The organism is Streptomyces sp. NPDC058375, assembly GCF_042723425.1.
Classification (GTDB): Bacteria; Actinomycetota; Actinomycetes; order Streptomycetales; family Streptomycetaceae; genus Streptomyces; species Streptomyces durocortorensis.
This window is the reverse complement of record NZ_JBHXJG010000225.1, coordinates 1-11881: the sequence shown is the minus strand read 5'-3', so window position 1 is coordinate 11881 and position 11881 is coordinate 1. Positions and strand designations below refer to the sequence as shown.

General features: G+C 71.9%; 7 protein-coding genes. 5 read left to right on the top strand and 2 right to left on the bottom strand.

The features are described 5' to 3' along the window. Positions 1-76: 76 nt before the first annotated feature. Positions 77-688, bottom strand: coding sequence for a hypothetical protein (locus tag ACFWM7_RS27825; protein ID WP_383265438.1), 612 nt, complete (start codon positions 686-688; stop codon positions 77-79). A gap of 80 nt (positions 689-768) precedes the next feature. Then, positions 769-2586 (bottom strand): ABC transporter ATP-binding protein, encoded by a 1818-nt coding sequence (locus tag ACFWM7_RS27820; protein ID WP_383265435.1) that lies wholly within the window; start codon positions 2584-2586, stop codon positions 769-771. A gap of 113 nt (positions 2587-2699) precedes the next feature. Between ACFWM7_RS27820 and ACFWM7_RS27815 the strand changes: the two genes are divergently transcribed. The 5 genes from ACFWM7_RS27815 (at position 2700) to ACFWM7_RS27795 (ending at position 11791) form a co-directional block, all read left to right on the top strand. Then, positions 2700-3218 carry a MarR family winged helix-turn-helix transcriptional regulator gene (locus ACFWM7_RS27815; RefSeq protein ID WP_383265432.1) on the top strand — a complete coding sequence of 173 codons (519 nt, stop codon included), beginning with the start codon at positions 2700-2702 and terminating at the stop codon, positions 3216-3218. Between the two features lie 80 nt (positions 3219-3298). Then, a complete protein-coding gene (locus ACFWM7_RS27810) occupies positions 3299-6253 on the top strand; it encodes an FAD-binding and (Fe-S)-binding domain-containing protein (protein WP_383265429.1) in 2955 nt (984 codons plus the stop codon). Between the two features lie 264 nt (positions 6254-6517). After that, positions 6518-8002 (top strand): Gfo/Idh/MocA family protein, encoded by a 1485-nt coding sequence (locus tag ACFWM7_RS27805; RefSeq protein ID WP_383265427.1) that lies wholly within the window; start codon positions 6518-6520, stop codon positions 8000-8002. A 160-nt stretch (positions 8003-8162) separates the two neighbouring features. Then, entirely contained in the window at positions 8163-10013 is a 1851-nt protein-coding gene (locus tag ACFWM7_RS27800) for an ABC transporter transmembrane domain-containing protein (protein ID WP_383265424.1), read from the top strand. Continuing rightward, positions 10010-11791, top strand: a complete 1782-nt coding sequence (locus ACFWM7_RS27795; protein WP_383265421.1) for an ABC transporter ATP-binding protein — start codon at positions 10010-10012, stop codon at positions 11789-11791. The genes ACFWM7_RS27800 and ACFWM7_RS27795 overlap by 4 nt, the downstream gene beginning before the upstream one ends. Positions 11792-11881: the final 90 nt, after the last annotated feature.

The following is an 11881-nucleotide window of genomic DNA, read 5'->3' as shown; positions in this document are numbered from 1 at the left end:
CTCCCCGTCCCACGGGAGCGGCGGCGCCGCCGTATGTACGGGGCCGATCGGCCCGGCGCGTCCGGAGCCGGCCGGCTCAGCCGTTCGGCGCGGCCGGTCCGGTGAAGGGCGGCAGTGCGGTGAACTCGGGGGCGACCGTCACCGCCGCCGCGAGGACGTCGAGCGTCCGGCGGACCCGGGTGAGCGGGTGGTCCGGGAACTCCGCGTCCCACTGGACGTGGTCCGCCACGTGAAAGGGCAGGCCGCCCTGGACCTCGGGGGCGTAGGGGTGCGGCCGGAAATACTGGTCGGGACCGGTCTTGGCCATCACCACGGCTTCCCGCATGCCCGTCATGCCGCGCTCGGCCGCCTGGATCTTCACCACGGTGCTGCAACCGGCGCGCGGCACGGTGAAGCTGCCGATGAACGCCTGGCCGTTGGGCTGGTTCGGCAGCGGCAGTTTGAGTATCTGTCGCAGGGCGGGCAGCTCGCCCAGCCGCTTCACCGAGGCCTCGATGAGTCCGCCGCCCGCTCGTGCTGTGAAGTGGGTCAGGCCGTGGCGCAGGGTCGGGCCGTCGTCCAGCGCGGCCGGCAGGTCCGGCGGCAGGTCGAAGAAGTGCAGCGACAGCACATCACCGTGGTCGTTCAGCCAGGTGTCGGCGTCGACGGTGCGGTAGCCGGGGAGTTCCACCCCGAGGAGAGCTCTCATGCGCGGCGATCATGCCGTATCCGCGCCACTCCGGTGACGTCAGGGGCGGTCTGATCGAGGGCCGACCCCGACGAGGGCGGTCAGGGGGCGGGCACCGGGACCGGGTGGGAGTCGCGGCGGATGAGAGCGGCGTAGCGGCCGTCGCGGTCGAGCAGTTCCTCGTGCGTACCTCGCTCGGCGACCCGGCCGTCCTCCAGGACGACGATCTGGTCCGCGTCGCGGACGGTGGAGAGCCGGTGCGCGATGGTGAGCGTGGTCCTTCCGGCGGACAGGGCGTCGATCGCTTCCTGCACGGCCTGTTCCGTACGGGTGTCGAGCGCGCTGGTCGCCTCGTCGAGGATCAGCACCGGAGGGTCGCGCAGGATGGTGCGGGCGATGGCGAGGCGCTGCTTCTCGCCGCCCGAGAAGCGGTAGCCGCGTTCACCGACCATCGTGTCGTAGCCGTCGGGCAGGGAGGCGATGTGGTCGTGGATCTGCGCGGCGCGGGCCGCGGCCTCGACCTCCTCGTCGGTGGCCTCCGGCTTGGCGAAACGCAGGTTGTCGGCGACGGAGGCGTGGAAGAGGTAGGTCTCCTGGGAGACGACGCCGACCGCCCGGGCGAGGGTGTCGAAGTCCAGGTCACGGACGTCGGTCCCGTCGAGCGTGACCCGGCCGCCGGTGACGTCGTACAGCCGGGGCACCAGGTAGCTGAGGGTGGATTTGCCGGAACCGGTGGATCCGACGACCGCCAGGCCGGTGCCCGCGGGGACGGTCACGTCGATGCCGGTCAGCGTCGGGCCGTTCTTCTCGTCGTAGCTGAAGTCGACGCCCTCGAAGGCGATCTCGCCGCGGATCTTCTCCAGGCGGACCGGATTCTCCGGTTCGGTGATGTCCACCGTGAGGTCGAGGTATTCGAAGATGCGCTGGAAGAGGGCGAGGGAGGTCTGCATCTGCACGCCGGTGGAGAGCAGGCTGACCGCCGGGCGGAACAGCCCCTGCTGGAGCGTGACGAAGGCGACGAGCGTGCCGATGGAGACGGCGGCGGCTCCGGACGCGAAGGTGAGTCCGGCCGCCCAGTAGATGACGGCGGGCATGGCGGCCATGACGATGCCGATCGTGGACATCCGCCAGCGGCCGGCCATGTTGGAGCGCACTTCGAGGTCGACCAGACGCTCGGACTCCTCGGCGAACCCCCGGGTGAGGGAGTCGGAGCGGCCCATCGTGCGGCCGAGGAGGATGCCGCTGACCGAGAGGGACTCGGTGACCGTGGCGGCCATCGCGGCCATCTGCTTCTGGCGCTGCGTGGTGATCCTCTTGCGTTCCCGGCCGACGCGGCGGCTGATCGCGACGAAGACCGGCAGCAGGAGCAGCGAGACGACGGTGAGCCGCCAGTCGAGGGCGAGCATGGCGACGACGGTCGCGATGACGGCCGTGAGGTTGGAGACCAGCGAGGTCGCGGTGGAGGTGACGGTCGCCTGCATGCCGCCGATGTCGTTGGCGATGCGGGACTGGACCTCGCCCGTGCGGGTCCGGGTGAAGAAGGCGAGCGGCATCCGCTGGAGCTGGGTGTAGACGGCGGTACGCAGGTCATGCATGACGCGCTGGCCGACAGTGGTCGAGATGAGGGTCTGGAGCACGCCGAAGACGCTGGTCATCACGGCGGTGAGGATCATGCCGAGCGCCAGCAGGGTCAGCAGGCCCGTGCGTCCCTGCGGGATGGCGGTGTCGAGGATCTCGCGCAGCAGGAACGGGGAGGCGACCCCGAACAGGGAGGATGCGCCGACCAGCAGGCCGACGACGGCCAGGCGGCCTCGGTAGGGGCGGAAGAGCCGGAGGATGCGGCGCACCTCGGCGGGCGGCCGGTCGGCGTCGGGGCGGGCATCGGGCGGGGGCGTCCACGTGGGTTCGTCGGGTTTCATGGGCTCCTTCGTCGGGCGTGAGGCGAGGCTGGGCAGTCCCGGCCTCGCACAGTGAGAGCCTAGCTCATTGTTACCTATACTCACAATGAACAAGGTCCTGATATTGTTCCCGCATGGACGCCCCGGATTCCCCCGACCCCTCCGACTCCCCGGATTCCCCCGACCCCTCCGACTCCCCGGATTCCCGCGATTCCCGCGATTCCCGCGACGGCATGCTCGCCGAGCAGCTGCTGCGACTCACCCGGCGGCTGCACCGGATCCAGCGCCGCCAGCTGGATCCGATCGACATCACTCCGGCCCAGTTCCGCCTGTTGCGGACGGTCGCGAGTTACGACGCGGCCCCCCGGATGGCGGATCTCGCCCGGCGGCTGGACGTCGTCCCGCGCGCCGTGACGACGCTGGTCGACGCCCTGGAGGCGAGCGGCCGGGTGCGCCGCGCCCCGGACCCCGACAGCCGCCGGGTGGTCCGCATCGAGATCACCGACGAGGGGCGCGCCACGCTGCGGTCCCTGCGCAGCGCGCGCCGGGCCGCCGCAGAGGAGATCCTGGCTCCATTGACCGCCGATCAGCGCGAGGTGCTCGGCGGGCTGCTGTCCGCTCTGGTCGACGGAATGCCGGAGCGCCACTGCTGAGAGCCACGGCTGAGCCACACCGCTGAAAGCCGTTGCCGAATGCCACCGCTGAGCGCCGCGCCGAGGGGAAGGCCGAACACATGCCGCTGCTGGAGCCCGATCCCGAAGCCCTGCGTCCGGGAACGGCCCGGGAACCCGCCCCCGACCGGGTCACCGACCGCAGCGCGGGCGGCACCCCCGAGCCCCTGCGCTCCGAGCTGATCGCCCTGCTCGGCGCGGACAAGGTGCTCTGGAAGATCTCCGATCTCGTGCGGTACGCCTCCGACGCCAGCCCCTACCGCTTCCTCCCCCGGGTCGTGCTGGTCCCCGAAGACCTCGACGACGTCTCCGCGATCCTGTCGTACGCCCACGGCAAGGGCCGTGACGTGGTCTTCCGGGCCGCCGGCACCAGCCTCAACGGCCAGGCGCAGGGTGAGGACATCCTCGTCGACGTACGCCGGCACTGGACCGGAGTCGAGGTGCTGGACAACGGGGCGCGGGCCCGGATCCTGCCGGGCACCACCGTCATGCGCACCAATGTCACCCTCGCCCGGTACGGCAGGCTGCTGGGCCCCGACCCGGCCAGCGCCATCGCCTGCACCATCGGCGGGGTCGTCGCCAACAACGCCTCGGGCATGACAGCGGGCACCACCCGCAACTCCTACCGGACGCTCGCCTCGCTCACCTTCGTCCTGCCGAGCGGCACCGTCGTCGACACCGCCGACCCGGCCGCCGACGAGGAGCTGGCCCACGCCGAGCCGGAGCTGTGCGCGGGGCTGATGGAGCTGAAGGCGGAGATCGAGGCGGACGAGGAGCTGACCGCCCGGATCCGCGCCAAGTACACGATCAAGAACACCAACGGTTACCGCCTGGACGCCTTCCTCGACGGGGCGACGCCGGTGCAGATCCTGCGGGGTCTGATGGTCGGCTCCGAGGGCACGTTCGGCTTCATCTCCGAGGTCGTGTTCGACACCCTGCCACGGGACCGGCGGATCTCCAGCGCCCTGCTGTTCTTCCCCTCCCTCACCGCCGCCGCGGCCGCCGTGCCCCGGTTCAACGAGGCCGGGGCGATCGCGGTGGAGCTGATGGACGGCAACACCCTGCGCGCCTCGGTGAGCGTGCCGGGCGTTCCGGCGGACTGGGCGGCGCTGCCCCGGGAGACGACCGCGCTGCTGGTGGAGTTCCGGGCGGCCGACGAGGCGGGCCAGGAGGCGTTCGAGCGGGCGGCGGACGCGGTCGTGGCCGAGCTGGATCCGGTCCGTCCGGCCGCGTCCGTGACCAACGCGTTCACCCGGGACGCCGGGACGATCGCCGGGTACTGGAAGGCCCGCAAGGCGTTCGTCACGGCAGTCGGCGGATCCCGGCCCTCGGGCACCACCCTGATCACGGAGGACTTCGCGGTGCCGCCCGGCCGGCTGGCCGACGCCTGCGAGGCTCTGCTGGAGCTCCAGTCGCGCCACGGCTTCGACGCCGCCGTAGCCGGTCATGCCGCGCACGGCAATCTGCATTTCCTGCTGGCGTTCGACGCGGCGAAACCGGCCGACGTGGCCCGGTACGACGCGTTCATGCAGGAGTTCTGCGCCCTGGTGGTGGACCGGTTCGACGGGTCGCTCAAGGCGGAACACGCCACCGGACGCAATATCGCGCCGTTCCTCGAGCGGGAGTGGGGTCCGCGCGCCACCGAGCTGATGTGGCGGACCAAGCAGGTCATCGATCCCGCAGGGGTGCTCGCCCCGCGCATCGTCCTGGACCGGGATCCGCGAGCCCATCTGCGGGGCCTGAAGACCATTCCGAAGGTGGAGGCGGTCGCCGACCCGTGCATCGAGTGCGGCTTCTGCGAACCGACCTGCCCCAGCGAGGATCTGACGACCACTCCGCGCCAGCGGATCGTGCTGCGCCGGGAGATGATGCGCCAGAGCGACGGCTCACCGGTGGAGTCCGGCCTCCTCGACGCGTACGGATACGACGCCGTGGACACCTGTGCCGGGGATTCCACCTGCAAACTCGCCTGCCCGGTCGGCATCGACACCGGGGCGATGATGAAGGGCTTCCGGCACCGCAGGCACACCCCGCGCGAGGAGCGGGTCGCCGCGCTCACCGCGAAGAACTTCCGCGCGGTCGAGGCCTCGGCGCGGCTCGCCGTGGCGGCGGCCGACATGGTCGGGGACCGGGTGGGTGACGGGCCGCTGCAGGCCGTGACGCGGCTCGCCCGCAAGGCCGTGCGCCCCGATCTCGTACCGGAGTGGCTGCCGCAGATCCCCGGTGCGGCGGCCCGGCGGCCGCCGCCCACCTCCCGTGTCGGGGCGAGTGCGGTCTACTACCCGGCCTGCGTCAACCGCATCTTCGCCGGGTCGGACGGTGGCGACGCCGGCCCCGGACTCTCCCTGGCCGAGGCGGTCGTCGCCGTCTCCGGGCGGGCCGGCAAGCCGGTGTGGATCCCCGAGGACGTCACGGGGACGTGCTGCGCGACGATCTGGCACTCCAAGGGGTACGACGCGGGCAACAGGATCATGGCGAACCGCATCGTGGAGGCGGCATGGGGCTGGACGGCGGGCGGGGCGCTGCCGCTGGTCGTGGACGCCTCCTCGTGCACGCTCGGCATCGCCGAGGAGGTGGTGCCCTACCTCACCGAGGACAACCGGGCGCTGCACCGCGAACTGACCGTCGTGGACTCGCTGGTGTGGGCGGCCGAGGAGCTGCTGCCGCATCTGACCGTGTTCCGGACGGCCGGCTCTGCGGTCCTGCATCCGACCTGTTCGATGGAACACCTGGGTGACGTCGGCCAGTTGCGCGCCCTGGCGGCGGCCTGCGCGGAGGAGGTCGTTGTCCCGGACGACGCGGGATGCTGCGCGTTCGCGGGCGACCGGGGCATGCTCCACAAGGAGTTGACCGACTCGGCGACGGCCAAGGAAGCCGCCGAGGTCGACCGCCGCCCCTACGACGCCTACCTGTCGGCGAACCGGATGTGCGAGATCGGCATGGAACGCGCCACCGGGCACCCGTACCGCTCGGCGCTGATCGAACTGGAACACGCCACCCGGCCGACTCTCCCATGAGTCGGTGACGGCGGGCGCCAACACCCCCGCCGGCCTGCACAGATGAGCGTTTCGCGGCCCCGATTGGTTGCACCAGTCGGGGCTTCGGCGTGCCGTGAGAAAAGTCCAAGGTTTGAGGACAAGAGTCCAAATACTTCCCTTGCGCACCATCAGCCTCACCCTCCAGGGTCCTTACCGAGCCCCGGTCCCGCCGCCCGTATCCGTACGGCGGGACCGGGCGTGCTCGCGCACCGTCTGAACCCCCAAACCCCACCTGGAGGCTCGATGAACGACGACGCCCGGCCCGCACCGGAACCGCAGGACATACCCCCGCACAGCGGCACCGCCGACGAGGCGAAGCGGCAGGATCCCAGCCGCCGTTCGGTGCTGTGGACCACGGCGGGCGTGGCCGGTGCCGGGATCGGCCTCGGCGCACTGGGCGGCGGAACCGCGTCGGCGGCCGGGGCGAGTGCCCCCGAAGCCGTCGCCGCCGCGGAGGCAGTCGCCACCGCTCCCGCCCGGCAGGGCCGCACCATGGCGGGCGTGCCCTTCGAGCGGCGCTCCACGGTCCGGGTCGGCATCATCGGCCTCGGCAACCGCGGCGACAGCATGATCGATCTCTTCCTCGCCGTCCCGGGCGTCCAGGTCAAGGCGGTCTGCGACACGGTCCGGGACAAGGCGGAGAAGGCCGCCAAGAAGGTGACGGCCGCCGGTCAGCCCGCCCCGGCGATCTACGCCAAGGACGAGCACGACTACGAGAACCTCTGCAAGCGCGGGGACATCGACTTCGTCTACGTGGTGACGCCGTGGGAGCTGCACTTCCCCATGGCGAAGGCGGCGATGCTGAACGGCAAGCACGTCGGCGTGGAATGCCCGATCGCGATGCGGCTGGAGGAGCTCTGGCAGCTCGTCGACCTCTCCGAGCGCACCCGGCGGCACTGCATGCAGCTGGAGAACTGTTGTTACGGCAAGAACGAGATGCGGGTGCTGCGCATGGCGCACGCCGGTCTCTTCGGCGAACTGCAGCACGGCGCGGGGGCCTACAACCACGATCTGCGCGAGCTGATGTTCGACCCCGACTACTACGAGGGCCCGTGGCGGCGGCTGTGGCACACCCGGCTGCGCGGTGACCTCTACCCCAACCACGGCTTCGGTCCCGTCGCCAACTACATGGACGTCAACCGGGGCGACCGGGCCGTGAGCATCACGAGCATCGGCACGCCCGCCCTCGGCCTCGCCGCGTACCGCGAGGAGCACATGCCGCCCGGCGACCCTAGCTGGAAGGAGTCGTACATCGGGGCCGACCGGACGATCAGCCTCGTCCAGACGGCCAAGGGGCGGGTGATCCGCCTGGAGCACGACGTGTCGTCCCCGCACCCCTACTCCCGTATCAACAGCCTCGGCGGTACGCGGGGCGTGTTCGAGGACTACCCGGAGCGCATCTACCTGGAGCCCACGAACACGGACCACCAGTGGGACGACTTCAAGAAGTACGCCGAGTGGGACCACTGGCTCTGGAAGGAGCACGCCAATCCGCCGGGCGGGCACGGCGGCATGGACTACATGATGGTCTTCCGGCTGATGCAGTGCATGCGGCTCGGGCTGGTCCCCGACTTCGACGTGTACGACGCGGCGACCTGGACGGCCCCCGTGCCGCTGAGCCACCTCTCCATCAAGGCCAAGGGCGCGCCGCTGCCGATCCCGGACTTCACCCGGGGCGAGTGGAAGAAGGCCCGGCCCGGCATGGACTCCGAGAAGCCCGCGGAGTGACGTTCCCGGGGTTCCGGGCCTGCCCGGCCCGGAACCCCGCAGGGCGGCGGAGGGCCGGAGGAAAACCGGTTGCCCCGGAACGGGACGAACAGGGAGCCTTGCACGTCACCCCGTTCTTCGAGGTCCGTCCGGATCTCCGTTTCACGAGCCCTGGGACGTCATGCAGATTCGCGACCTTCCGTATTCGGATCCCGGCGACCCCGATGTCCGTTCGGGCCCCCGCTTCCTGTTCTGGCTCGGGCGCAATCAGCTCGCGGGGCAGCTGAAGTCACTCTCCTGGGGGCTGCTGCACCAGCTGGCCATCGCCGGTCTGCCGGTCACCGTGGGGCTCGCCGTCCAGGCCGTCATCGACCGCTCCGGGGGGCGGCTCGCGCTCGCGGGCGGCCTCATCGTGGCCCTCGGTGTGCTGATCGCCGTCGGCGACACCATGCTCCACCGGACCGCGGTGACCAACTGGATCACCGCCGCCGCGCGGGTCCAGCAGCTGCTCGCTCGCAAGACCGCCGAGCTGGGTTCCGCGCTGACCCGCCGGGTCGCGGCCGGTGAGGTCGTGGCCGTGTCGACCGGAGACGTGGAGAAGATCGGCTGGTTCGTCGAGGCGCTCTCCCGCTTCGCCGCCGCGGCCACCGCCCTCGTGCTGATCTGCGTCGGCCTGGCGATCTACCTCCCGTCCCTCGGCCTGATGGTGGCGCTCGCCATGCCGGTGCTCGCCCTGGCCGTGCTGCCGTTGCTGCCGCGCGCCACCCGCCGCGCCGACGAGCAGCGCGAGAAGGCGGGCAAGGCCACCGAGCTGGCCTCGGACACCGTCGCCGGACTGCGAGTGCTGCGCGGCATCGGCGGCGAGGAGCTGTTCCTCGGCCGCTACCGCCGCGCCTCCCAGGAGGTCCGCCGGGCGGCCGTGCGCTCGGCCCGGATGTGGGCGCTGATTTCGGCCGTGCAGGTGCTGCTGCCGGGCATCCTGCTGATCTCCCTGGTCTGGTACGGGGCGACGCTCGCCCGGGACGGCCGCATCGACGTCGGCCAGCTCGTCACCGTCTACAGCGCGGCGACCCTGATGCTGTTCCCCTTGCGTCACTTCGAGGAGATCGCGATGGCGTACTCCTTCTCACGGCCCTCCGCACAGCGTGCGGTGCGAGTGCTGTCGCTGCACCGCAGCTCGCGGGACGCCACCGTCGAAGGTGTGACGCCGACCGGTGACCTGTACGACCCGGCGACCGGACTGATGGCCCCGCGGGGGCGGTTCACGGCCGTCGTCTGCGGCGACCCGGACGAGGCGGGCCGGCTGGCCGAACGGCTCGGCGGGCACGCGGAGTCCGGGGAGCCCGGGGAAGCGGATGCCGCGATCCCGTCGGTGCTGCTCGGCGGGGTCGCCCTGGACGAGATCCCCCTGGACGCCGCACGGGCCGCGGTGCTGGTCCAGGACAAGGACCCGGTGCTGCTGTCCGGCACGCTCCGGGAGCTGCTCGACGTACCGTCCTCGGGCCTGGTCACCGCGGACGCGGCGCTGGAGGCGGCCCAGTGCGGTGACGTGCTGAGCGCCCTCGCGCAGGCGTCCGCCGACAACGACGGCGACCCGATGCGGACCCGGATCACCGAGCGGGGCCGGTCCCTGTCCGGCGGCCAGCGCCAGCGCCTCGCACTCGCCCGGTCGCTGGTCACCGACCCGGAGGCACTGGTGCTGGACGAGCCGACCTCCGCGGTCGACTCGCACACCGAGGCGCGGGTCGCCGCCGGGATCGCGGAACTGCGCCGGGGACGTACGACGGTGGCGTTCGCCTCGTCGCCGCTGCTGCTCGACGCCGCCGACCGGGTGGTGCTCGTCCACGAGGGCGCTGTGGTCGCCGTGGGGAACCACCGCGAGCTGCTCCGCACCGAACCGCGCTACCGGGCGGTCGTCACCCGGGAGACCGACGAGGAGGAGGCGGCGGCGGACATCGCGTCCGTCCCCGCCATGAAGAGCGCCCAGGAACCCGCTTTGAAGAGCGTCCAGGAAGTCGAGGAGAGGGCATGATCGGCGTCGCACCCCCGGCGTACGACCCCGCGGCACCGGAGTCGGCGACGACGCTGCCCGTGGGCACGCCGACGACCGTGCGGAGTTACGTACGGAGTCTGCTGCGTCGGCACCGCAGGGCGTTCACCGTCCTGATCGCGGTCAACGCGGTGGCGGTGATCGCCTCGATCACCGGACCGTATCTGCTGGGCGGGCTGGTCGAGGACCTGTCCGCCGGCGACACCGACCTGCATCTGGAGCGTACGGCCGCGATCTTCGCGGTCGCGCTGGTCATCCAGGTCGTGTTCACCCGCTCCATGCGGCTGCGCGGGGCGATGCTGGGCGAGGAGATGCTCGCGGACCTGCGGGAGGACTTCCTCGTCCGGTCCGTCGGGCTGCCGCCAGGGGTGCTGGAGCGGGCCGGGACGGGCGATCTGCTGTCCCGGATCACCACGGACATCGACCGGCTGGCGAACGCGATGCGCGAGGCCGTGCCGCAGCTGGCGATCGGCATCGTGTGGGCCGGTCTGCTGATCGGCGCGATGGCCGTGACCGCTCCCCCGCTGGCGCTGGCCGTGCTGATCGCGCTGCCGGTGCTGATCGTGGGCTGCCGCTGGTACTTCCGCCGGGCCCCCTCCGCGTACCGCTCGGAGGCCGCCGGTTACGCCGCCGTCGCCGCGATGCTCGCGGAGACCGTGGACGCCGGGCGGACCGTGGAGGCGCACCGCCTCGGCGGCCGCCGGGTGGCGCTGTCGGACCGGCGGATCACCGAATGGACGGCGTGGGAACGGTACACGCTGTTCCTGCGCTCGGTGTTGTTCCCCGTCATCAACGCGACGTACGTGACGATCCTCGGCGCGGTCCTGCTGCTCGGCGGCTGGTTCGTGCTGGAGGGCTGGATCACGGTCGGGCAGCTGACGACGGGCGCACTGCTGGCCCAGATGATGGTCGACCCGATCGGTCTGATCCTGCGCTGGTACGACGAGCTCCAGGTGGCCCAGGTGTCGCTGGCCCGGCTGGTCGGCGTCCGGGAGATCGAGCCGGACGCGGGCGATGCCGGGGTGGGCCCGGTGGGCCGGGACGTACGGGCGGACGACGTCCGCTTCGGGTACCGGGAAGGCGTCGACGTCCTGCACAAGGTGTCGCTCGACGTGGCTCCGGGCACCCGGCTCGCGCTGGTCGGCCCGTCCGGCGCGGGCAAGTCCACGCTGGGGCGGTTGCTGGCGGGGATCTACGCGCCGCGCACCGGTGAGGTGACGCTCGGCGGGGCGGAGCTTTCGCGGATGACGGCGGAGCGGGTCCGCGAGCAGGTGGCCCTGGTCAACCAGGAGCACCACGTCTTCGTCGGTTCGCTCCGGGACAACCTCCGGCTGGCCCGTGACGGGGCGAAGGACGCGGAGCTGTGGGCCTCGCTGGCCGCGGTCGACGCGGACGGCTGGGCGAAGGCCCTGGAGAAGGGGCTGGACACCGAGGTCGGCTCGGGCGGGTTCACGCTGACCCCGGCGCAGGCGCAGCAGATCGCCTTGGCCCGTCTCGTGCTGGCCGATCCGCACACGCTGGTGCTGGACGAGGCGACCTCCCTGCTGGACTCGCGGGCCGCCCGCCATCTGGAGCGTTCGCTGGCCCGGGTGCTGGAGGGCCGTACGGTGGTGGCGATCGCGCACCGGCTGCACACCGCGCACGACGCGGATGTGATCGCGGTCGTGGAGGACGGCCGGATCAGCGAACTGGGCAGCCACGACGAGCTGGTGGCGGCGGACGGCGCGTACGCGTCGCTGTGGCGGTCCTGGCACGGGTGAGGCATCCCGCCCGAACGGCCCGGTGACCCCCTCGCGAACGGCCGGGGGCCACCGGGCCGTTCGGCGTCATCGGGGCGTCCGGATGTCACC